This is a genomic window from Propionivibrio dicarboxylicus (assembly GCF_900099695.1).
GTDB lineage: Bacteria > Pseudomonadota > Gammaproteobacteria > Burkholderiales > Rhodocyclaceae > Propionivibrio > Propionivibrio dicarboxylicus.
The window spans coordinates 20,010-43,063 of the sequence record NZ_FNCY01000019.1; the positions used below are offsets into that span (position 1 = coordinate 20,010).

General features: G+C 61.4%; 14 protein-coding genes. 2 read left to right on the top strand and 12 right to left on the bottom strand.

Annotated elements, in window-relative coordinates; all coding sequences use genetic code 11:
* The first annotated feature begins 82 nt into the window (after nucleotides 1–82).
* Together BLR25_RS17310 and BLR25_RS17315 are read left to right on the top strand one after the other, a co-directional pair.
* Nucleotides 83–436, top strand: coding sequence for a putative quinol monooxygenase (locus BLR25_RS17310; RefSeq protein ID WP_176785967.1), 354 nt, complete (start codon nucleotides 83–85; stop codon nucleotides 434–436).
* 133 nt (nucleotides 437–569) lie between these two features.
* On the top strand, nucleotides 570–1,268 hold the full coding sequence (locus BLR25_RS17315) for a GntR family transcriptional regulator (RefSeq protein ID WP_091939418.1): 699 nt from the start codon (nucleotides 570–572) through the stop codon (nucleotides 1,266–1,268).
* Between the two features lie 135 nt (nucleotides 1,269–1,403).
* Here BLR25_RS17315 and BLR25_RS17320 read toward each other — a convergent pair whose 3' ends face one another.
* The 12 genes from BLR25_RS17320 to BLR25_RS17375 all read right to left on the bottom strand — a co-directional run bounded on the left by BLR25_RS17320 (nucleotide 1,404) and on the right by BLR25_RS17375 (nucleotide 23,046).
* On the bottom strand, nucleotides 1,404–4,178 hold the full coding sequence (locus BLR25_RS17320) for a hypothetical protein (protein ID WP_091939419.1): 2,775 nt from the start codon (nucleotides 4,176–4,178) through the stop codon (nucleotides 1,404–1,406).
* A 299-nt stretch (nucleotides 4,179–4,477) separates the two neighbouring features.
* Entirely contained in the window at nucleotides 4,478–7,276 is a 2,799-nt protein-coding gene (locus tag BLR25_RS17325; protein ID WP_091939421.1) for a hypothetical protein, read from the bottom strand.
* A gap of 392 nt (nucleotides 7,277–7,668) precedes the next feature.
* Complete coding sequence (locus BLR25_RS17330) at nucleotides 7,669–8,199, bottom strand: TRAP transporter small permease (protein ID WP_091939423.1); 531 nt, start codon at nucleotides 8,197–8,199, stop codon at nucleotides 7,669–7,671.
* A gap of 27 nt (nucleotides 8,200–8,226) precedes the next feature.
* Nucleotides 8,227–9,516, bottom strand: a complete 1,290-nt coding sequence (locus tag BLR25_RS17335) for a TRAP transporter large permease (RefSeq protein ID WP_091939425.1) — start codon at nucleotides 9,514–9,516, stop codon at nucleotides 8,227–8,229.
* 107 nt (nucleotides 9,517–9,623) lie between these two features.
* Nucleotides 9,624–10,601, bottom strand: coding sequence for a TRAP transporter substrate-binding protein (locus tag BLR25_RS17340; protein ID WP_091939428.1), 978 nt, complete (start codon nucleotides 10,599–10,601; stop codon nucleotides 9,624–9,626).
* Between the two features lie 163 nt (nucleotides 10,602–10,764).
* Nucleotides 10,765–12,930, bottom strand: a complete 2,166-nt coding sequence (locus BLR25_RS17345; protein WP_091939430.1) for a putative bifunctional diguanylate cyclase/phosphodiesterase — start codon at nucleotides 12,928–12,930, stop codon at nucleotides 10,765–10,767.
* The gene (locus BLR25_RS17350; RefSeq protein ID WP_091939431.1) at nucleotides 12,931–13,989 is read right to left on the bottom strand and encodes a protein-glutamate methylesterase/protein-glutamine glutaminase; all 1,059 of its coding nucleotides are present in this window, start codon (nucleotides 13,987–13,989) and stop codon (nucleotides 12,931–12,933) included.
* Between the two features lie 102 nt (nucleotides 13,990–14,091).
* On the bottom strand, nucleotides 14,092–16,014 hold the full coding sequence (locus tag BLR25_RS17355; protein ID WP_143009906.1) for a methyl-accepting chemotaxis protein: 1,923 nt from the start codon (nucleotides 16,012–16,014) through the stop codon (nucleotides 14,092–14,094).
* A gap of 59 nt (nucleotides 16,015–16,073) precedes the next feature.
* Complete coding sequence (locus tag BLR25_RS17360) at nucleotides 16,074–16,634, bottom strand: chemotaxis protein CheW (RefSeq protein ID WP_091939433.1); 561 nt, start codon at nucleotides 16,632–16,634, stop codon at nucleotides 16,074–16,076.
* 9 nt (nucleotides 16,635–16,643) lie between these two features.
* A complete protein-coding gene (locus tag BLR25_RS17365; RefSeq protein ID WP_143009907.1) occupies nucleotides 16,644–18,797 on the bottom strand; it encodes a methyl-accepting chemotaxis protein in 2,154 nt (717 codons plus the stop codon).
* Between the two features lie 61 nt (nucleotides 18,798–18,858).
* On the bottom strand, nucleotides 18,859–20,778 hold the full coding sequence (locus tag BLR25_RS17370) for a HAMP domain-containing methyl-accepting chemotaxis protein (protein WP_091939437.1): 1,920 nt from the start codon (nucleotides 20,776–20,778) through the stop codon (nucleotides 18,859–18,861).
* Between the two features lie 66 nt (nucleotides 20,779–20,844).
* Nucleotides 20,845–23,046 carry a chemotaxis protein CheA gene (locus BLR25_RS17375; protein ID WP_176785968.1) on the bottom strand — a complete coding sequence of 734 codons (2,202 nt, stop codon included), beginning with the start codon at nucleotides 23,044–23,046 and terminating at the stop codon, nucleotides 20,845–20,847.
* Between the last annotated feature and the right edge of the window lie 8 nt (nucleotides 23,047–23,054).

Sequence of the window (23,054 nt, forward strand, 5' to 3'; positions counted from 1 at the left end):
AATTATTTGTCAACGGATACGTTGTTGTATTCGCTATCGTATGCAGGACGTCTTTCAACGCGCCATTTCAGAGGGACACCGAATGATTTATGTACTCGCCCGCGCCCGCGTCCGCCCCGGCTGCATGCCGCTCGCGCTCGACTGTTATCGGCAACTGGTTCCGCAGGTTCTGGCGGCGGAGCCGGGATGCCTCGCCTACGAACCGACCGCCGACCTCGACCAGGGTCTCGCCAATCAGGAGCACGCCCCGGACGAAATCCTGGTTGTCGAACAATGGCGATCGCTCGACGATTTTCACCGCCATCTGCAGATGCCGCATTGCCTCGCCTTCCGGCAGCAGATCAAGCCCTACCTGAGCGCCGGCATCACCGTCCGCATCCTGCAAGGACGCCTGCTGCCCTGCCATTTCCCGGAGGAATCGCATGCCAGCGGATGAGGCCAGTATAATCAACGTATTCGTTATCGTTCCCGGCGCCATGGCCATGGCATCGAAGCGCGAGGAATCACCCCGTCGGCACCGACCGGCACACGGCCACAGCGACCGACGCTGAACACTGGAAACCATCACCATGACCAAGAAATCGACAAAAGCCGCCGACGCCAAGCCGCAGACTTTGGTTGATCATGTCTATCACGAGATCCTCAACCGGATCCTGTACAACATCTGGGGAACGGGCCACCAGGCCCTCGAACAGGAGCTTGCCGAAGAGCTGGGCGTCAGCCGGACGCCGGTGCGCGAAGCACTGATCCGCCTGCAGCGCGATGGCCTGGTCAAGGTCGTGCCACGGCACGGCATGCGCGTCTTGCCGATCTCGCTCAAGGACATCCAGGAGATCCATCAGATCCTGACCAGTCTCGAGGCGCTCGCCGTCGAACTCGCCGCCGCCCGCAATTTGTCCGACAGCGACCTGAAACTGCTCGAAAAGACAACGCGACGCATGGAAATCGCGCACGCGAGCGGCGACATCAAGGCCTGGGCCGAAGCCGATGAGGATTTCCACTGCGCCCTGGTCAGCCTGTCCGGCAACCGCATCCTGACCGAAGTCGTCGACAACTTCTGGGGCCGTGCCCAACGCGCGCGACTGACCATGCTCTCGCTGCGCAAGAGCACCGAGGAATCGACCATCGAACACACACGCTTGCTCAAGGCCATCCGCGACGGCAACCCGAGCCTGGCCCGGGAAGCCCTGGAGCAGCACCGGAAACGCGGCATCGCCAATCTGGCGGAACTGATGGAACAGCACCGGAACATTCTCAAGCTGTCGTGAGACCCGCATCGGGCGAAGTCTCACGACTTCGCTCGAAAACCGCGGGGATTCTTAGCTGCCCAAGACATTGACATCAGCGCGAACGCGATTGCCGTCATTGGCGAAAAGCGCCCGCCGGCGGCGGGCGCCGGGCGTTTACTGGTTGGCGCCCTCACGCATGCTCTGCGCGATCTCGTGCTCAATAAAATCGCGCAATACGTTCTCTTCGAGATAGTCGCTGATTGCTTTCTCCAGCTGAAAAAACAGGATCGGATCAGGTTCGACCAAGAGTTCCCTCAGGGCGAGGCGCAATCGACCCAGCAGTTTTTTCTGGTCACTGTTGAGCACTTCGGAGAGCGCTTTATCGCTCACCGAGAGCAAATTGCGCAACGCGACAAAGTCCCGGAAATCCTGATGCTCGTCGGTACTCCGGATGCGATCGGCCAGCTCGAGGATGGCACTGATCGCTTTTCCATGCGCCATGCTGGCCGAATCGAGATGCGCGAGCGCGTCAGTGAAGAGGTTCAGCGCATCGACCACCGGAAAGGTTTCAAGCATCGGGTAAATCGTGTCGAGCACCCGTGCCAGAGGTTTGCGGTCGCTGAGGAAGGCAAAGGCGTCATTCTGGATGAGCGCATAGATCGCGAATGCCGCCTCGCGCGACGGGTTTTCCTGGAACGCCTCAATCGCCTCGAACGTATCGAGGGCGGTCGTGACGATCTCCTGCATACCCGTGGCGGTAGCGAAAGCGATCAGATCCTTGCGCCGCGCCGCGTGGTGTTCGTCTTTCCACCGCTGCAAGTCGATGCCTGTCGGCTCCCGATACGACTTATCCGCCGGCCACTGCGACGGCACCAGCGTTGCATCGCAGAGAACCGGCGTTGCAAGCTTCCTGGCGAACATGTCGCGACTTATCGTAATGTCGGCACTAATGCGGATCTGGCTCCGTTTGCTGTCCAGCGCAATGCTCTTGCCAGTCGCGTCAAAGGCCGATTTCAGCTGCGAAATGCAATAGTGATAGCTCAACCGGACAGAGTCTTCGGCGACGCTGATCAGGGTGACGGTCGCGGTGTTCTTCCAGGAGTTATCCACCTTCACGATCGGCGTGCCGTCCGATAATGACAGCACCTCTGCCGGGCCCTTGTCTGACTGACCGAAAAGCGTCTGCATGCAGGTATCGGCAAAGGCCTTGTCAAGGTCATTGAGACTGCATACGAAACGCTCAATCAGTTCATGCTTTGTGAGTTCAATCGGCCTCGCCAGGCCATGGCGATCGAGCAGTGGAGCAAGGGTGTCGAGCAGCGAAGTCATAACGTAGTCATACTGCCGGTCGCTATCGAGGCGCTTTAGCAAAGCCTTGTCGATGATAGCTCGGCCGCCAGGATCTTTGATCGTTATGACTGCGTCGCAAAGATCGTCGATGAAACTCACATGAAACGGACGATTTTCCATGATGTCGTAATATGAACTTCGCTCTGATGCCAGTTTTGCCTTGAAGTAGAGCTGAAAATCCGGCCCCGCTTCGCCGGTGCGAGAGCGAAACTGACAGGTGACAATTTCGTAAGCCTCCTTCAACATCCGCTGGTCGGCGACGCTTACGTCATTTGGCATCGCTTGGCCCGAGCCGCTGTCCAATGCGTCGAGAACGACGCGCACCTCAGCCGGCGTCAGGCGGCCGAAGCCAACGGTCAGCAAGGTTGGGAGAAGTTGCTCGCCGTGAAAAGGCGATTCGATCTCGCTCAGCTCGGCGAATTGGATGGCGGTATCGCAAATCATTCCCAGCAGATCGAAGAGTCGCGTCGACACGGACGACAAATCCAGGCTTGAAAGCGAGACAATGGCCCCAAAACGTGGCCAGTCGATCGGTACGCCGTCGATTTGCGTCATCAGGAAGTCTTTCGTCCAGTCGCTGATCCCCGCATCTTGCGCGATCAAGGTCAATTGTTGCGCATGCTCGTCGGCTATTGTTCCAAGCAGTTCGACAGCGAAGGTATACGCTTCCCTGACCGCGAGGTCGACGGCATCGTCATCGCCCGGGGGGACTTCAGGCCTCTGGGCTTCCTCGATTTGGTGGATAAAAAGCGCTATAAAGCGCGAAGCGATGGCCTTGCTGGAATCGGCTGACACCGGGCTCGCGTTGCAGAGCTTGCTCAACAGTTGTTTCTCATGGGAATTTCTCGCGGTCGGGTCGAGCTTTTCGTAAAGGTACGCAGCGATAACGTAGCCCGGCCAGGACTGAAGAACGACTTGTGCGTCAGTCTTTCTCATGCGGTCCAGGATGAGCGACAGTGCGGCTTCCGGTGCTCGTACATATTTCGTCAGCATGGCCTCGATCGCAAAATAGACGGACAGCGCCCGAGCTTCCGCATCGTGAAAGTGACTGCGGGAGAGCGATTCTCGCCCATATTCCGGCGTGTTCTGGATCAGCGCGGCAGCGAGCTTCCTGACAAAGCTTGCGGCCTCGACGGACAAATTGCTCTTGGCAAAATTTGCCCACTCTACGTCCCTGAAATAGGTCGAAATCGCGCCATCGTTCTGCTGACGAACCCGGGCCTCCTTCGCTTCGGCCTGACCGATGATGGTCATGACCTGACGCGCGGTCAGTTGCGTGCCGCGGAGAAGGTCGGAGCGGAGGCAGTCGACGGCGATCGCTTCGCCAAAGGCTGCGGTCAGGTCTGCCATCAAACCGGTGAGAAATGCATTCGTCGGCAGCGGTTCCTGGCCCGGAGTCTGCGTCGCCGGGTTTCCGTGCGGGACTCTCTGCGTTGGCGAAGGCGGCCGGCTCAGCGCCCCCTGCAATTTTTCCCAGCCCGGCGGCGGATTAATCGGGCATTCCAGCATCAGCGAGTCGCCCGATCGTCTGACGACGATCTTATCCAGATCATCTTCGCCCAGTTCTTTCAGGACGCGCTTGTATTCATCGATTCGCATGTTTCACTCCTCTCAAGATTGTTTCATGGACGAGAAAATTCGAATGGCTCCCAAACGAACCGCTCAAGCGCGCCGTCCGGCGTTGGCGACGCGACGACGGACCCGCCCCTGGCGGCGTCGCGCTCGCGGAATGCTGGAAAGTCTGTTGACGCTCCGAGGCATCTTCTGCGCCGCTCCGAGCAACACCGCAGCAGGCAAAGCCCCGTCGGCGTGTCGGCCGGCGCTTCGTTGTTCGCGTTCTTCGCGGAAAGCACCACGCCGATGGTGGGCGCCGGCGCGAAGGGCTGCGGGTTCGAGTGCTAATCCCCGGACCGTTCAATTTGGTAATTGATGAAGTCCGGCAATATCGTCCTGTCGAGGTATCTGATGATTGCGTCCTCCAAGGCGTCGAACATGGCCGGTTCGGGAGGGGCTATAAACACCTCCAACGCCGCCTTGAGTGCGGCGCCCAATGCCGGAGACACAAGGGAAAACGTGATGGAGAGATCCAGGTCAAAGAAAACCTGTTTGGTCAGAATGAAAAATTCGCTGCGATTTTTGTGACTCTTCGCATTCAAGATGCGGTTGGCCAGTTCAAAAAAATCGCTGATCGTAGCGTTGCTTTCGATGGCGATCGGATCGAGTTTGGCAACAAGCGCCTCGGTCAAATCAAGCAGCGCCTGGACGATCGCATCGACAGCGAACTTGGGGTATATGCGTTCGAGCGTTTCTCCCACGGCGTCGGTGCCGATAAAGGTGAGTGCGTTGCTCTGGAGGAATTTTTCATAAATGCCATACGCATTTTCTCGTGACCGATTCTCCCGGAACTCCCGAATGGCATTGAGTGCATCGAGCAAGGTGATGATCTCGGAGTTTTCGCTGGCTTTGGCGTAAGCGATCAGATCCGCATGCAAGTGCAGATATTCCGCACTCTGCCGATCAATTGTCCTCAGCTTTCCGCCAAAATCCTTGCCGATCGGTGCCGGATAGCCTTTGCTGCCTGGCCATTTGGGGAAGACCAGCGTCGCTTCGCAGCGAATCGGCTTGTCCATCTCGATGAAGTCTTGATCGGAAAGTATCGTGAAGTCGGCGTTGAAGCGAAGTTGACTGGATTGGCTGTTCACCCGATGGAGATTGCCGTGCATGTCCGACACCGCGTCGAGCGTCGGCACGGTGTACTGACATGACATCAGTATCGGCCCGGCCGAGGTATCGATTAGCGAGATGGAGATCTCCGCCACCTCAGAGTGCGACACCGTCATAATCGGCTTGCCGCCCGGAAGAAAGATCGCTTCTTCAGACTTGCCGATCCCCGTGAGGTCATTTCCACCCGCGGGTCGACATATCGACGATTGACAGGCAAACGTAAAGGCGTCACGGATATCGTAAAACAGCGACAAGAACTTTCTGACAAACAGAGATTCGGCGTCCGTGATTCTGTCAGCGCTGGTTCGGCGCTTGGATGATGGTCTCAGCAGGTTGAGCAGGGCGGTCTCCAGGTATCTGGACTGTCCATCCTCGTTGAGGCTTTGCAGATACTGCCAATCGACAATTTGTTTGTTATCCGTCCGATTCATCGCCTGGCAGGCGTTGCGCAACGTATCGAGACGGTGTTCGACGAGAGCACCTGAGCAGAGTCTGCCTTTTCCAAGTGCCTCCGCAAAAGCAAGCTGGAAGGTCGGTCCCGCCTCGCCGCTACGTTCTTTGAGGACGGCCGCAAGCATGTCATAGGCATTCTCCTCGTCGGAATTTCGCGTCACGATCTGCCTGATCATCTTTACCCCGCTGGCATCCCCTTCTTCCAGTGCATCGACTAGAAGACGCGCCTCGGCGGGAGTGATGCTTTCGGCAAAAAATGACATCAGGGTTACAAGCAGTCGTTCGCCGTGAAACGGCGAATCGACCGTATCCTGTTCCGCGAATTTTCCGGCCACACCGAGGATGTCCAGGAGGAGCGAGCGGGTGGCTTCAGCGTAGTCCCGCCGAGCGATAATGGAATTGACATACGACGTGTCGAAATTGATCACTGCGTCAAATAGCCTGTCATCGGGTGGCATGCCGTCGAGGAGTGATTTCACGAATATTTTTTGCCAATCGGTCAGTGAAGAATGCCTATCGACAAGTAACAGTTGTTTTACGTGCTGCTCGATGATCTGATTGACGATTTCGGTAGCGGCGCCTTGCGCATCGATGATCTTCACAGAATTGTCGCGACAATCGGGAACGCCGGCGTCGGGGGCGAAAGATCGGGTTGTCCGAGCGATGAATAGCTCGGCAATATAAGATTTCATGTTGCCCAGGAAACGTTGGGAACAGGCAGAATTTGTATCGAACGCATCCAGCGCGCTCGCCAAAATACCTTCTTCGGCCGGATCAAGATTCGAACTCAGCCAGGCGGCCATGGCGTATTCCGGCCAGAATCTTGCAAGAGCGTCCGAGCCCGCATTTCCCGCGTGTGCCGCAATGAGCGACAGGACCTTTCCCAGTATTTCGGGGATGCCATCCTCGATGTTAGCCACAAGAACGTCGTAGACGGCCAGTGCCGCATCGACCGTGCTCACGACGTCATCATCGGAAAGGGGGTGTCGCGCATGTTCCGGTGAGCTCCGGATCATTCCGGCAGCGAGTTTCCTGACAAAGGTATCGGCCTCGGCTGGCAAATAGTTCCTGGCGTAATTTACCCACACTACATCCCTGAAAAGATTCGTGATCGCGGCGTCGTTCTGTTGGCGAATCATGGCCTCCTTCGCTTCGGCCTGACCGATGATGGTCATGACCTGACGCGCGGTCAGTTGCGTGCCGCGGAGAAGGTCGGGGCGGAGGCAGTCGCCGGCGATCGCTTCGCCAAAGGCTGCGGTCAGGTCTGCCATCAAACCGGTGAGAAAAGCATTCGTCGGCAGCGGATCCTGGCCGGAGATCTGCGTCGCCGGGCTTTCTTGCGGAACTCTCTGTGGCGGGCAAGGCGGCCGGCTCAGCGCCCCCTGCAATTTTTCCCAGCCCGGCGGCGGGTTAATCGGGCATTCCAGCATCAGCGTGTCGCCCGATCGTCTGACGACGACCTTATCCAGATCATCCTCGCCCAGTTCTTTCAGGATGCGCTTGTATTCATCGATTCGCATGTTGCTTCCTTGCAAGGATGCTTCGTGGTCAGAAGAACGGCGACGTCACGACAGGCGTGGCGTTGGTCTCAGCCGATGAAACGGCATACTGGACAGCTTGTTGATCGACGTTGCGTCGTCTGTGCTGCGCACTGAGTAACATCACCGCACGCAAAGTTCCGAAAGGACGGGACTCTTCGCCATCTCTGGCTTGGCAACAGGAAATCGACGCCCAATGACGATGGACGAAAATCACATCGCCAGGACGCGAATCAAGGCGAGCGGGGTCGCCGGCCGAATGATCGGCGGGCAAAAAAAAAGCCGCAGGAACCCATGTCCGCGGCTTTCTTCCTTCGGCATCGACGCTGGCAAAGCGCCGACGTCATCGCATGCAACAGTCCTACCAGGCGCAACTAGTCCTCGTTGGCGAGCTCCTCGACCTGCAGATCGGGATTGACGATCCGAGCCAATTCGAAATACATGTTCTTGAGCGAATACAGGATCATGATGCTGCCGGTGATCGGCATGCAGGCATATAACCACTTCTTCGACATCGCGAACGCCGTCGTCTGCTCCTCGGTCTTCATCAGCAATTCAAAGGCATACCAGAAGAAGATGGCGATGAAGACGAGCGACGCCAGCTCGACAATCAGGCGATAAACGAAACGCGCACGCACGCTCGGCAGGTGCTTCGAGATCCAGTCGCCGATGCTGAAATGCCCGTGCACGACCCAGACGGCGGCCGCGCCGTAGAAAATCAGGGCGCCGTACAGGAGCTCGAGGATCTCATCGAACCAGTGCATCGACATCACCGGCACGAACCGCACGACGATATTGAGCGTCAGGATGAAGGTAATCGCCGCGAACAACGCGATGCAGATCCATTCGAGAATCCAGACCAGCTTGCGATCGAAACCGGCCACCATGACAAAAAAGTTTTTCATGACATTTCCCTAGACATTGACGGCGGCTCAACCGGCGGCGCCCATCACATAATTCGGCAACCACAGCGCGATTTCCGGAACGAATGCGCAGAGGATCGTCACCGCCAGGATGGCGATCAGATACGGAAAACACTCGTAGGCGAGACTCCAGATTCCGACCTTGGCAAAACTCTCGACGGCGAACAGGCACATTCCGACCGGCGGCGTCAGGTTTCCGATCATGATCAGCAGCGTCATGACGACCCCGAAGTTGACCATGTCGACGCCATACAGCGGGCAGAGCTTCATGAAAATCGGCAGCGTGATCAGGAAGATCGCATTACCGTCGATAAAGCAACCCAGCACCAGGACGATGGCAATAACAATCCAGATGAACCCGGTGGCCGTCGTTCCGAAGGCTGCCAGCTGGGTAATCAATGCATCCGGAATCCGCTCGAAAATCGTAAACCAGCCAAAGAAATTGGCTGTGGCGATGATGAACATCAATCCGCACGTCTGTTTCAACGACGTAAAGAGAATGGCCGGGATTTCCTTCCAGGTCAGGTCACGGTAGAGAAAGCCGAGCGCTAACGCATAGAGGCTGGCAATGACCGAGGCTTCTGTCGGTGTAAAAAAACCGGTGGTAATGCCACCGATGATGATGACCGGTGCCATCAACGGCAGGAACGCCGCCGTGAAGCTGTCCCAGATTTCGTGGAGATTCGCGCGCGGGTCCTTGGGCAGGTTGCGCGGTTTGGCCATCAACCAGATGGCAAGCATCATCGCCAACCCCATCACCGCACCGGGAATCGCGCCGGCAAGGAACAGGCGGCTGACCGAGACCGAGGTGATCGCGCCGTACAACACGAAGGGAATCGACGGCGGAATGACCGGGCCGATCGTCGAGGCGCCAGCAACGATCGCCGCCGAAATCGTCGGCTTGTAGCCGGCATCGACCATGGCGCGATGCTGGATCTGTCCGAGACCGGCCGCATCGGCAACCGCCGACCCCGACATCCCGGAAAAAATCATTGACGAGACGACGCTTACTTGGCCCACTCCGCCGGGCACATGCCCGACCAGCGCACGCGCGAAACGGAACAGGCGCTGCGTCGTGCCGCCGCAATTCATCAGGTTGCCGGCGAGAATGAAGAAGGGGATCGCCAGCAGTGTAAACCCGGTCGTGCCGGAATACATCCGCTGCGGCAGCATGGCCAGAAAACTGGACTGCCCCTGCGCGACGAAGAAAACGACAGCGGTCAGCCCGATGGCGACAGCGATAGGAATATCGATCAGCAGCATCAGCAGCAGGACGGCAAAAATCGAAAGTGTCAGCATGTGGAAAACCCTGAAACGGCGCTCTTCCGGCAAAAATTCAATGTCGGCAGCGCGTACAAAAAAAGCGGGAGGCCATCCCGGCCCTCCCGCTTCCCAACGACCTCACATTACTTCGCGCTCTTCTCGACGATGTCCATGAAGCGCTTGAAGTTATCGGCGCCGACACGCGCCTTGACCTTGTCCCAGGCCGGACCCATCGCGGCCTTCCACGGACCGAGGTCCGGACGCGCAATGACGATGCCCTTGCTTGTCTCGAGATCCTTGAGCTGCGCCGCTTCGGCATCGCGCAAGGCCTTGCGTGCCGCCTTGGCGGCCGTGATCGACTCTTCGGTGACGATCTTCTGTTGCGCCGGCGTCAGCTTGTCCCAGCTCTTCTTGTTGACCACATGCACCATCGAGCTGTAGGTGTAGTTGAGGATCGACATGTACTTCTGCGTCTCGTAGAGCTTGAGGTCGTAGATCGTGCCGACCGGATTTTCCTGGCCATCGACGACGCCCTGCTTCATCGCCATGACGAGCTCGGCGAAGGCGATCGTCACCGCATTACCGCCCGCGGCTTCGACGAAGGCCTGGTAGGCGAAGGCCGGCGGCGTGCGGATCTTCATGCCCTTGAGGTCGGCTGGCGTGTTGACCGGCTTCTTCGAGTTGGTCAGCTGACGGAAGCCCCATTCCCAGTCGGAAACGTGCACCAGGCCCTTCTTGAGCAGTTCCGGCTCGGCCCACTTCTTGAACTCGCCGTCGATGACCTTGTCGGCCATGGCGTAGTCCTTGAAGGCGAACGGCGTGCTGATGACGTCATAGAACGGCAGGTGCTTGGCCAACTGGTCCTGCCCCGACAAGCTCATATCCACGGCGCCGAGCATGACCTGCTCGAGCACTTCGGGTGGCGAACCGAGCGCATTGTTGCCGAACAGCGAAATTTTCACTTCGCCGTTGGTGCGCTGCTCGACGTTCTTCTTGAATTGCACCGCCGCGATGCCGCAGGGATGCGTATCGGAGGCGAAATGCCCCAGCTTCAGTTCGACGGCGGCGAGCGCTGTGCTCGTGCCCCAGACCATGAGCATGGTCAACGCAAATTTCTTCATTGCTTTCCCCTTTCTTCGACCCGGTTTATTTGTATGGCAGAACCAAGCCCTGCCACGCTTGAAATCACTTATCGGGGGAGTATAGAAGCTGGCCAAACCCTGTCAAGTGGTCAGACCGAAATTACCGCCGGAGAAATTCACCGGGAATGCGATTCGCAGAGATTCACAGCCCTTCGGCGAGGGTCGCCCAGGAGGGATCGGGCCAGCGTGCGACCCAGCCCGGCACATCTTCCGCCGGCATCGGCCGGGCAATGCCGTAGCCCTGGAACTGATGACAGCCGAGACTGAGAAGCAGCCTGGCATGTTCGAGCGTTTCCACCCCTTCGGCGACGACCCGGCGATCGAAGGCACTGGCCAGTCCGATCACGCCGGAGACGATGGCGAGGTCGCCCTTGTCCTCCATCATGTTGCGGATGAAGGACTGGTCGATCTTCAGCGTATCGGCCGACAGCGCGCGCAAATAGGTGAGCGAGGAATAGCCGGTGCCGAAATCGTCAAGCGAGAAGCCGACACCCAGCGCGCGGCAGGCGACGATGACCCGCTCGACATTTTCGATGTTGTCGAGGCGCGAACTTTCCAGCACCTCGATCTCGAGACTGCCGCGCGGCACCTCGGGATGCGCGGCGAGCAAGGCCTGCAAGCGCTCGATGAAATCGCCCTGGAGCAGGTGCTGTGCGGCGATATTGACGCTGATGCCCAATTCCAGCCCCAGCGCGTGCCAACGCGTGATCTGCGCCAACGCTTCGCCGATTACCCAGTCGCCGAGATCGACGGCGAAGGCGTCTTCTTCGATGGCCGGCAGGAATGCGCCGGGCGGCAGCAGGCCGCGCTCCGGGTGGCTCCAGCGGATCAGCGCTTCGACGCCGGTGATCGCGCGCGTTTCGAGGTCGACCTTGGGCTGGTAATAAAGAACGAATTCCCGCCGCGACAAGGCGGCGCGCATCAGTTCGATGCTTTCGTACTGAGCCCGCACGCGGCGCTCGCCTTCGGCGTCGAAAAGCTCGTGCCGCCCCTTGCCGAGCTGCTTGGCACGCATCATCGACTGGTCGGCATGGCGCAGCAGCGTGTCGGCGTCGGCGCTGTCCTGCGGAAAGATCGTCACGCCGATGCTGGCGCTCAGGGTAATGACGGCGGTATCGGAGACGAAGGGCTCCGACAGCCGCGCGCTGACGTTCTCGAGGAAGGCCGTCAATTCCATATGGCTATTGATGCCGAGCACGAGCAGCACGAATTCGTCGCCGCCGACGCGCGCCAGCGTGTCGCCGCCGCGCAGGCAGCTTCTCAGGCATTCGGCCGTATTGATCAGCAGGTGGTCGCTGATTTCCTGGCCATGCGCCTCGTTAAGCGTTGCGAAGCCGTCGAGATCGATATAGCAGACGGCCATCCAGCAACCCGTCTGCTTCGCCTGCGACACGCCCTGACGAATGCGCTCGGTCAGCAGCATGCGATTCGGCAAGCCGGTCAGCGCGTCGTAATGCAGCGAAAATTCCAGCTTCTGCCGATGTTCGCGCGCTTCCAGCCGCAGCTGTTCCTCGATCTTGCGGCGCTCTGTGATGTCCTGCAGCATCAGGATATGCGCCCGGCAACCCGGGTAGGCGACGCATTGGACGATGCCCTCGGTCTCGACCAGACAGCCGTCGGCATGCGAAAGACGCAGATGCCCGGTCAGCACCGCTTCCTCGGAATGTTCGGTCAGGTTTCGCGACAAGGCCCGCATCGCATCGCGCTGGCCGCGCTCGAACATGAAGCCGAGCGAACTGCCGACCCAGCGCTGGCGGGGATAGCCGAGCATGCGGGTGCAGGCGCCATTGACCTCGACGATCTTCCAGGTGTCGGCGTCATAGACGATGACGGCGAGCGGACTGTCCTCGAACAGCACGCGGTAACGCGCCTCGCTCTCTTCGAGCGCCCGTGTGCGCTCGGCCACGCGGCGTTCGAGATCGCGCTTGATGCCGTTGAGTTCGAGATGGGTTCGCACCCGCACCAGCACTTCTTCCGCCTGGAAGGGTTTGGTCACGTAATCGATGCCGCCGGCACCGAAGGCCATGACCTTGTCCTCGATGTCGTTCATCGCGCTGATGAAGATGACCGGGATGTCGCGGGTGGCTTCGTCGGACTTGAGCTGACGACAAACGTCGAAACCGCTCATCTCCGGCATCTTGACGTCGAGCAGGATGAGATCCGGCCGCCGCTTGGCGACCGCGCGCAAGGCGACCTCGCCCGACAGCGCCGCATGGACGCGGAAAGGTTCGCGCCTGAGGATATCGCTCAGCACCTGCAGGTTGATGGGATTGTCATCAACCACGAGGATGTCGGCGCGATCATCCATTCAGAGCGCTCCCGGCCCCTTCATGATGGCACCGGCCAGCGAGGTCAGCGGCAGGCTGCGATCGACGCCGCCATGCTTGACCGCCTCGCGCGGCATGCCATAGACGACGCAGCTGGCCTCGTCCTGCGCCAGCGTGTAGGCGCCGGCATCGTGCATTTCCTTCATCCCGCGCGCGCCGTCGTCGCCCATGCCGGTCATGATTACGCCCATGGCATTTTTTCCGGCATACTTCGCGACCGAACGAAAGAGCACATCGACCGAGGGCCGGAAGCGATTGACGAGCGGCCCGTCCTTGATCTCGACCTGGTATTGCGCGCCGCTGCGCACGAGCTGCATGTGCTTGCCGCCCGGCGCGATGAGCGCCTGCCCCGGCAGGACGCGCTGCCCGTGCTTGGCCTCGAAGACCGAGATCTCGCAGAGCTTGTCGAGACGCGCCGCGAACGACGCCGTATAGCGCTCCGGCATATGCTGGACGATGACGAGGCCAGGACAGACGCGCGGCAACTCGGTCAGCAGGACTTCGAGCGCGACGGTGCCGCCGGTCGAGGTGCCGACAGCGACGATGCGTTCGGTCGTCTGCGCCATCGCCGTGGTAGCCGCCGGCCGCGCGTGTGGTTGCCGGCACAGTTGCGTGCCGCGGCGCACCGCGCCCATGTTGGCGCGCGCGGCCGACTTGACGGCAACGATCAGGTCGTCGGCGGCGTTCTGCAGGAAGCCCTCGACCCCCAGCGTCGGCTTGGTGATGATGCTGACGGCACCGGCGGCCAGCGCCTGCAAGGTCGTCTCGGCGCCTTCGGTGGTCAGCGACGAGCAGACCACCACCGGCGTCGGCCGCTCGGCCATGAGCTGGCCGAGAAAGGTGACGCCGTCCATGCGCGGCATTTCGATGTCGAGCGTGATGACGTCGGGCCAATCCCGACGCATCTTGTCGATGGCGAAGAGCGGGTCCGGCGCCGTCCCGATGACCTTGATATCCGGATCGCGTTCCAGCACCGAAGTCATCACCTTGCGAACAACCGCTGAATCATCCACCACCATGACGCGGATTGGTGTACCCATCATTCACTCCGTTTGTCGATCTTGTTCAAAACCTTTTGATTCATGCTGCCAGACAAGCTTTTCTCGTCGATTGTTCCCGGCCTCGCAGCCCGCGCCACCGTTTCAATATTTGACGAAATCCTTCAATTCCACGGCTTGCGGCGTTTTCCCCGCGACGGGCGCTGCCCGTGGCGCGACGATCGCCGCATCGACGGCCGCCAGCCCGGCAAATCCTTCATAACCGGAGACCTTGAAACGCGCCATCAACTGCTTGAGACTTTCGGCCTGTGCATTCATTTCCTCGGCGGTTGCCGACAGCTCTTCCGAGGCCGCTGCATTCTGCTGCGTCACGCTGTTGAGTTGCGTCATCGCCTGGCTGATCTGGCCGGCGCCGGTCGTCTGTTCTTCCGATGCTGCCGTAATTTCGCGCACCAGGTCGGCGGTCTTGCGGATCGACGGCAACATCGTCTCCAGCAGCTTCCCGGCCTGCTCGGCCTGATCGACGCTGCTCGCCGCCAGTTCGCCGATTTCCTGTGCCGCCACCTGCGAGCGCTCGGCCAGCTTGCGCACTTCCGCCGCCACCACCGCGAAGCCCTTGCCGTGCTCGCCCGCCCGCGCCGCTTCGATCGCCGCGTTCAGCGCCAGGAGATCGGTGCGATAAGCGATGTCGTCGATGATCGAGATACGTCCGGCGATCGATTTCATTGCCTCGACCGTCGATTTCACCGCTTCGCCACCCGACAGCGCGTCCTGCGAGGCCTGGTGCGCGATGCCGTCGGTCGCCTTGGCGTTGTCGGTATTCTGCGCGATCGACGCCGACATCTCCTCGACCGCCGCCGTCGTCTCCTCCAGGCTCGCCGCCTGTTGCGAGGTCGCTTGCGACAAGCCCTGCGAAGTCGCCGCCACTTGCGACGAGGCGCTCGTCAATTCGTTGGCCGAGATGCGGATTTCATCGACGATCTGGCGCAGGCGCAGCACCATGTTCTTCATCGCGCTCATCAGGCGCCCGGTCTCGTCGGACGAGGTCACCGCGATGTCCACCGTCAGGTCCCCTTCGGCGATCTGCAATGCCGCTTGCATCGCCGCCTGCACCGGCGCAATGACCTGCCGCCGCAGGAGAACGACCAGCAGGGCGATCAGCAGGGCGCAGGACAGTACGCCAACCGCAGCAATCTCACCGATGCGCTCGCGGCTGATGTCGGCGACCTCGCGTTCGGGATACGCAGCGAGAATGCGGAAGCCCCAGGCCGGGAAATCCTCCTTGAGCACGTTCCAGCCCGTGCTGCCAACTTTGACCGTCTTGACGACGTTGTCATCGTCGACATGCCCCGAGCGGAAACGCACCTTGTCATGCTCGTCGACGATGGCGACGAAGCCGCTGGCCAGGAGCCGCGTGGCGCCGACGATATCCTTCAGCACCGCCATGTCGACCTTGTAGCCGACATACCAGATGCCGATCGTCTGCCCCTGTGCGTCGCGGATCGGCTCGTAGCCGGTGATATAGGGAGTGCCCAGAATATCGACCTTGCCGTAGAAGGCCTGCCCCTTGAGGATGGCGGCGATCGCCTTGCCGGCCGGATCGAGGACGGTGCCGATGGCGCGTTCTCCCTCGGTCTTCACGTTCGTCGACACGCGCACGAATTCGTCACCGTGACGGACGAACAGCGTCGCCGTTCCGCCCATCGCGCGGACGACGCCGTCGACCAGTTCGTAGTGGAGGTTCTGCGGCTTGCCGCCGAACATCAGGCCGGGCACCGTCTTGCCCTTGACCGCCACCGCCGGCCCCAGGGTCGCCGCGCCCAAAGCCCGGCTGCGTTCGATCAGGATGTTCATGGCCGCCCGCGTCTGCTGGTTCATCAGCGCATCGGTCACGCCCATCAAGTCATTGACGCCGCGCATCTGCTGCCGCGCCTGCGCCGCGATCTCGCGGTCGATGCGCTGCGCCTCGCTCAAGGAAAAGACCGTGGCGCCGGCCGCCACCAGCAGCACGACCAGCACCGATACCGGCACGATGAAACGCAGCAGCAGACTGTTCCTGACCCTCATGACCCGATTCCCCTTTTCACCATAGCCCCCTCAGGCGTATTACAAATGCATCGATCCCTTCAGGAATTCTGCGCATCGACGGCCTTGATCGCCGCCATCTCCTCGATCGACAGCGCCCGGCCGACGTCGAGAATGATGATGAACTTGCCATTGACCCGCGCCATGCCCTCGATGAACTCGGTATTGACCCGGGTTCCGAAGCTCGGCGCCGGTTCGACGTTGGCGGCATCGATCTCCATTACCGCATTGACGCCATCGACCATCAGCCCGAGCACATGCGTCGCGCCTTCGTGCTGCACCTCGACGATGACGATGCAGGTACGCTTGCCGACGCCGGTCGCTTCACGACCGAAGCGGATGGCGAGATCGATCACCGGCACCACCGAACCGCGCAGGTTGATGACGCCGCGCACCGACGGCGGCATCATCGGAACGCTGGTCGGCACGCTGTACTCGATGATTTCCCGAATGCGCAGGATATCGATCGCGAACACCTCGTCGGACAGGCGGAACGCCAGGTACAACTGCTCGGCGGCAAAACCCTCGATGGCCAGTTTTCCACCCGGATTCGACGGCACGGGGGACGACACCGCGCCCGCAACAGCAACATCCGTAGTCATGATATCTCCTCAGAATTTGACGAAATCCTTCAACGCATCGGCCGTCGTCGGCGCGACCCGGGCCGGCACTTTCTGCACCGCTTTCGCGACCGCCTTTCCGGCGGCCGGCACCTCCGACGCCACCGTGAATTGCGCCATCAGGTCCTTCAGGTTCTCGGCTTGCGCGTTCATTTCCTCGGCCGTCGCCGACAGTTCTTCCGAGGCCGAAGCGTTCTGCTGCGTCACGCTGTTGAGCTGCGCCATGGCGTGGCTGATCTGGTTCGTCCCGGTGCTCTGTTCTTCCGATGCCGCCGTAATTTCACGCACCAGGTCGGCAGTCTTGCGGATCGACGGCAGCATCGTCTCGAGCAGCTTCCCGGCCTGCTCGGCCGTGTCGACGCTGCTCGTCGCCAGCTCGCCGATTTCCTGCGCCGCCACCTGCGAACGCTCGGCCAGCTTGCGCACCTCCGCCGCCACTACCGCGAAGCCCTTGCCGTGCTCGCCCGCCCGCGCCGCTTCGATCGCCGCGTTGAGCGCCAGGAGGTCGGTGCGATAGGCGATGTCGTCGATGATCGAGATCTTTCCGGCGATCGACTTCATCGCCTCGACCGTCGACTTCACCGCTTCGCCACCCGACAGCGCGTCCTGCGACGCCTTGCGCGCGATCCCGTCGGTCGTCTTGGCGTTGTCGGTGTTCTGCGAGATCGACGCCGACATTTCCTCGATCGCCGATGTCGTTTCCTCCAGGCTCGCCGCCTGTTCCGACGTCGCCTGCGACAAGGACTGCGAGGTCGCCGACACCTGCGACGAGGCGCTCGTCAGTTCGGTCGCCGACGCCCGCACCTGCGCGATGATCGACGACAGACGATCGACCGTGTTGTTCACGCTCGCCTGCAAGCCGCCGAAATCGCCCTGGTAATTGCCGCTCACGCGCCGCGTCAGATCGCCCTGCTCGACCGCCGCCATCACCTCGCGCACTTCGTCGATCGGCGCCACCACCGCGTCCATCGTCGCGTTGATACCGTCGATGATCGCCCGGAATTCGCCCTGGTGCTTTGCCGCGTCGGCACGCACCGTGAGCTTGCCCTGCTGCGCCGAGGACGAAAGGATGTTGGCATCGTCGACCAGCGTCCTGACCGTCGCGCTCATGCCCTTGACCGCCGCCATCAACGTGCCGAACTCGCCCCGATACTCGGTATCGGAACGTTGCGACAGATCGCCCTTCTCGACCGCGACCATGACGCGCTTGACCTCGTCGATCGGCCCGGCCACCGCCACCATCGTGTTGTTGATCCCCTCGACGATGCTGCGGAACTCGCCCTGGTGCTTCGCCGCATCGGCCCGCGCATCGAGCTTGCCGGCCGCCGCCGCAGACGACAGCACATTGGCATCGGCAATCATCGCCTGCACCGACGATTTCACCGTCATGACGGCGCGGAAGACATCGCCGGCCTCGTCCTTCGCCTGCGTATCGAGGCTGAAATCGAAGTCGCCTGCCGCCATCCTGCCCGATACCGTGACGACATCGGCGAGCGGCCTGGCGATCGAGCGCGAGATCATCCAGCCGAGGAAGGACAGGATCACCATCAGACCGAGCGAGATCGAGCCCATCATCAGTAGCGAGCGCTGGAACGCGGCATCGACGTCATCGATGTAGATACCGGTGCCGAGCACCAGATTCCAGGGCTTGAACAGCGTTGCGTAGCCCAGCTTCGGCGTCACCCGCTGCGTATCGGGCTTGGGGAATTCATAAGCGACGTAGCCGCCGCCGACCATCGCCACGCCGATCAATTCCTTGAGCAGGAACTTGCCGTTCGAATCCTTCATGTCGAGCTTGTTCTTGCCCTCGAAATCGCGGTTCGGCGGCAGCAGGTAATACACGCCTTGCGTATCGAAGCCGAACAGGTAGTTGCCGTTTTCGAAGCGCATGACGCGCAGGGTTTCGATCGCCGTCTCCCGCGCCTCTTTCTCCGGCATCTTCCCGGCAACGGCGAGTTGATGGTAATGCTCCATCACGCCGACGCCGACTTCGACCAGGCTCTTGATCCGCAGCTTGCGATCATCGAGCATGCTGTCGCGGATGGCAAAGAGCGACACCGCACAGACCAGTAGCAGGCCTAGCGCCGTCAGCACGCTCAGCACCTGTGTGCGCGTACTCACCCGGAACGATCTGAGCCATTTCACGATAATTCTCCTTCCCTGTTCATGAGTTCTGCATCACTTCCCGGCGACCGTGTTCCCCTGCTCAGAACTTGACGAAGTCCTTCAATTCGTCGGCGGCCGGCATCGTTACTTTGGCGGGCGCCTTTTTCGGCGCCTTGGCCTGCTTGCTGGCGGCATGTTCGTCGGACGCCACCGTGAATTGCGCCATCAGGTCCTTCAGGTTCTCCGCTTGCGCGTTCATTTCCTCGGCCGTCGCCGACAGTTCTTCCGAGGACGAGGCGTTCTGCTGCGTCACGCTGTTGAGTTGCGCCATCGCGTTGCTGATCTGGCTTGTCCCGGCGCTCTGCTCTTCCGATGCCGCCGTAATTTCACGCACCAGGTCGGCGGTCTTGCGGATCGACGGCAACATCGTCTCGAGCAGGCTGCCCGCCTGTTCGGCCGTATCGACGCTGCTCGTCGCCAGTTCGCCGATTTCCTGCGCCGCGATCTGCGAGCGCTCGGCCAGCTTGCGCACTTCCGCCGCCACCACCGCGAAGCCCTTGCCGTGCTCGCCCGCCCGCGCCGCTTCGATCGCCGCGTTGAGCGCCAGGAGGTCGGTGCGATAGGCGATGTCGTCGATGATCGAGATACGTCCGGCGATCGACTTCATCGCCTCGACCGTCGACTTCACCGCTTCGCCACCCGACAGCGCGTCCTGCGAGGCCTTGCGCGCGATGCCGTCGGTCGTCTTGGCGTTGTCGGTGTTCTGCGAGATCGACGCCGACATTTCCTCGATCGCCGCCGTCGTCTCTTCCAGGCTCGCCGCCTGTTCCGAGGTCGCCTGCGACAGCGCCTGCGAGGTCGCCGACACCTGCGACGAGGCGCTCGTCAGCTCGGTCGCCGAGGCCCGCACCTGCGCGATGATCGACGACAGACGATCGACCGTGTTGTTCACGCTCGCCTGCAGACCGCCGAAATCGCCCTGGTAGTGGCCGCTCACCCGCCGCGTCAGGTCGCCCTGCTCGACCGCCGCCATCACCTCGCGCACTTCGTTGATCGGCGCCACCACCGCGTCCATCGTCGCGTTGATGCCGTCGATGATCGCCCGGAATTCGCCCTGATGCTTCGCCGCATCCGCCCGCGCTTCCAGCGCTCCCTGCCGTGCCGAGGTCGACAGGGCATTGGCATCCTCTACCAAGGTGCCGATCGTCGCGCTCATCTTGCGCATGGCCGCCATCAGGCTCGTCGTGTCGCCGTCCCTGATTTCGATGCGCCCCGACAGATCGCCGACGGCAATATGGTTGGCCACGTCGGCCGCCAGCGCCGGTTCACCGCCAAGCTGCCGCATCGTGCTGCGGAAGACGAACCAGCCGAGTGACAGGATGGCGATGACCGCGATGAACGCAACCGTGTTCATGATCATCGACATGCGCGCCATTTGCGCCGAGCTGCTCGCGTAATATTCTTCACCGAGCTTGGCATTGATCTCGACCAGCTTGTCAATCGCCGCCTTGGTCGCACCGGCGCTTGGCCCGACGCGCTTGGTGTGCCCCCGGATCTCATGGAAGATTTCGGTCACCTCGGCCTTGGACTTGGCCTTGCCGACGTTGGCGACCATGACGTTGAGTTCGTCGTTGAGCTTCTTCCACTCGTTGTAATCGACGACAAACTGTTTCCAGATCTTGTCTTCCTCGGGCGACATCGGCAACCCCTCGTACGCCTTGCGCCCCTTGTCCATCTGGGCGTAAGCCGCCACCTTGCGTTCGACGAGCTTGGCCGCCTTGGCCGGCGCCTCGTCGTCGAACTCGAGCAGCGAGACTTCCCGGTTGACGACGCGCGCCTCCAGCTGCCCGCGGCTGATTTCCATCAGCCCGATCACCGAGGGAAGGAAGTTGAAGCCGAGTTGGCGGACGGCGTCGCTGCCGTCGCGCATGCCGATGATGCCGGAACCCGACGCAATGATGATCGCCAGCGTGGCAACCGCCGTCAGCGTGATCAGTTTGGCTTTGATGGTTGAGAACATGTCAATCCCTCCGAGTACACCCCATGGTTAAATGCTGCGGTTTCCGCTATTCGTCTTGCATGCGCCTCAGGCCGCTACCGGCCGGGCCAGGCGCAAATAGGAACGCTCGATATCGCTGCAGTGCCGGATCAGCGCCGGAATGTCGAGAATCATGCCGACATCGCCGTTGCCGATGATCGTCGACCCCGACACCGCCGGCACCTCCGCGAACAAGGGCCCGAGCGGCTTGATGACCGTCTGGCACTTGCCGTAGATGCGATCGACGACGAGCCCGGCGCGCCGACTGCCGAAACGCACGACGATGATGCGCGGACGCGGATGCGCCGGGCCTTCCTCGCCGAAGACATCGCGCAGGCGGATGAAGGGCAGAGGCTCGCCGCGCTGCTCGAAGTAGGCTGAATCGCCGATGTCGGGCGGCAGTTCGATGCACTCGACGACCATGTCGAGCGGGATGATGAAGTGCGAACTGCCGACGCCGACATGGAAGCCATCGATGATCGCCAGCGTCAGCGGCAGGCACAGGCGCATCGTCGTGCTCTGGCCGGGCACCGACTCGATATCGAGCGTGCCGCGCAGCGCCTCGATGTTGCTGCGCACGACGTCCATGCCGACGCCCCGCCCCGACAGGTTGGTGATCTTTTCTGCCGTCGAGAATCCCGGCGCCAGGATCAGCCGATAGACATCCTGATCGGAGAGAATCGCCTCGGGCGAGATCAATCCCTGCTCCACCGCCTTCTTGAAGATGCGCTCGCGGTCGAGCCCGCCGCCGTCGTCCTTGACTTCAATGTTGATGCTGCCGGACTCGTGGTAGGCGTTGAGTTCGACCGTGCCGACCTCGGGCTTGCCGCGGGCGCGGCGGACCTCGGCCGACTCGATGCCGTGATCCATCGAATTGCGCACCAGATGCATGAGCGGATCGCCGATCTTCTCGACCATCGACTTGTCGAGTTCGGCCTCGGCGCCGTGGATGCGCAGCTCGATCTGTTTGCCCAGTTCCTTCGAGACATCGCGGACGACGCGCGGGAAGCGCGAGAACACCTCGCCGATCGCGACCATGCGCAGGCGCAGCGCCATGTCGCGAATATCCTCGACGAGCGAGAGCAGGAGATCGGCCGATTCGAGCAGGTCGGGCTTGTCGAGCCGGCCGATCTGGGCGTGCGTGCCAACGCCGGCGATGACCAGCTCGCCGACGCGGTCGATCAGCGCGTCGAGACGTTCGGCCGGGACCTTGACGCTCTTCGACTCGACATTGCGCCGTTCCTCGGCGTGGATCTGCTTCTTGACGGCCGCCTCGACCACCGTCGGCGGCACGGCACCCTGTTCGACCAGGATTTCGCCGATACGCGCCGGCGTCTCGGCGCGCCGCTGCTCGGCCAGCGCCTGTTCGAGCTCCTTGGCGGTAACCGACCCGCAGGCCACGAGAATTTCGCCGATGCGCGAAACGTCGCCGTGCAGGGCCTCGATCTGGTTGAGGAATTCGGCGATGCGACTCTGCGGCGGCAGGATGAGAATCTGCGAATTGTCCTGGACGAACTCGAAGACACCCTCGATCTCGGCCTTGCTCGCCGAACTGATCAGCGACACCTCGAAGCCGAGATAACAGATCTCCGGATCGGCGCCGTCGAAATCGGGCAACTGGTCGGTGATCGTCTCGATATGGGCGATCTTGCCGTACTGGTTGAGGTAATTGATGAAGGCCAGCGGGTCCATGCCATCCTGCAACACGCCCTCGCCGAAACGCAGGGACAGGTGCCAGTGATCGGCGGCCATCACGGCGCTGCCGTCCTCGTCCCGCTCCGGTTCGGCCGCAGTCTCCTGCGCCGGCGCCGGCGTCGTCGCCACCGGGCCGCCGGGCGCCGGGCCGCCAGGTGCCTGGCCCAGCACGCCCTGCAATTCGACGATCAGGGCGTCGCTGCGCGCCACCGGCATCTCGCTGTGCTCGGCGACCGCCACGATCAGGTTCGAGATATGGTCCTGGCATTCGAGCAGCAAGGTGATCAGGGCGCTGTCGAACTGCAGGCTGCCCTTGCGCAGGCGGTCGAGCACGTTCTCGACGACGTGGGTGAAGCGGACCACCTCGTCGAGTCCGAACAGGCCGCCCGAGCCCTTGATCGTATGGGCACAACGGAACAGCGCGTTGAGGTCTTCCTCGTCGCAGGCAGCCTCCTCGGCCCGCAGCAGGATCGCCTCCATCTGATCGAGCAGTTCCCGCGCCTCCTCCATGAAGGCGCCGAGCGCTTGCGACAGGTCAATGCTGGAATCCGCCATGGCGTTCT

Excerpts from the sequence above, each read along its gene's own strand:
- BLR25_RS17375 (WP_176785968.1), bottom strand. The coding sequence starts at position 23,046 with ATGGCGGATTCCAGCATTGACCTGTCGCAAGCGCTCGGCGCCTTCATG.
- BLR25_RS17315 (WP_091939418.1), top strand. The coding sequence starts at position 570 with ATGACCAAGAAATCGACAAAAGCCGCCGACGCCAAGCCGCAGACTTTG.
- BLR25_RS17360 (WP_091939433.1), bottom strand. The coding sequence starts at position 16,634 with ATGACTACGGATGTTGCTGTTGCGGGCGCGGTGTCGTCCCCCGTGCCG.
- BLR25_RS17310 (WP_176785967.1), top strand. The coding sequence starts at position 83 with ATGATTTATGTACTCGCCCGCGCCCGCGTCCGCCCCGGCTGCATGCCG.
- BLR25_RS17340 (WP_091939428.1), bottom strand. The coding sequence starts at position 10,601 with ATGAAGAAATTTGCGTTGACCATGCTCATGGTCTGGGGCACGAGCACA.
- BLR25_RS17330 (WP_091939423.1), bottom strand. The coding sequence starts at position 8,199 with ATGAAAAACTTTTTTGTCATGGTGGCCGGTTTCGATCGCAAGCTGGTC.
- BLR25_RS17355 (WP_143009906.1), bottom strand. The coding sequence starts at position 16,014 with ATGAGGGTCAGGAACAGTCTGCTGCTGCGTTTCATCGTGCCGGTATCG.
- BLR25_RS17320 (WP_091939419.1), bottom strand. The coding sequence starts at position 4,178 with ATGCGAATCGATGAATACAAGCGCGTCCTGAAAGAACTGGGCGAAGAT.
- BLR25_RS17370 (WP_091939437.1), bottom strand. The coding sequence starts at position 20,778 with ATGTTCTCAACCATCAAAGCCAAACTGATCACGCTGACGGCGGTTGCC.
- BLR25_RS17345 (WP_091939430.1), bottom strand. The coding sequence starts at position 12,930 with ATGGATGATCGCGCCGACATCCTCGTGGTTGATGACAATCCCATCAAC.
- BLR25_RS17335 (WP_091939425.1), bottom strand. The coding sequence starts at position 9,516 with ATGCTGACACTTTCGATTTTTGCCGTCCTGCTGCTGATGCTGCTGATC.
- BLR25_RS17350 (WP_091939431.1), bottom strand. The coding sequence starts at position 13,989 with ATGGGTACACCAATCCGCGTCATGGTGGTGGATGATTCAGCGGTTGTT.
- BLR25_RS17325 (WP_091939421.1), bottom strand. The coding sequence starts at position 7,276 with ATGCGAATCGATGAATACAAGCGCATCCTGAAAGAACTGGGCGAGGAT.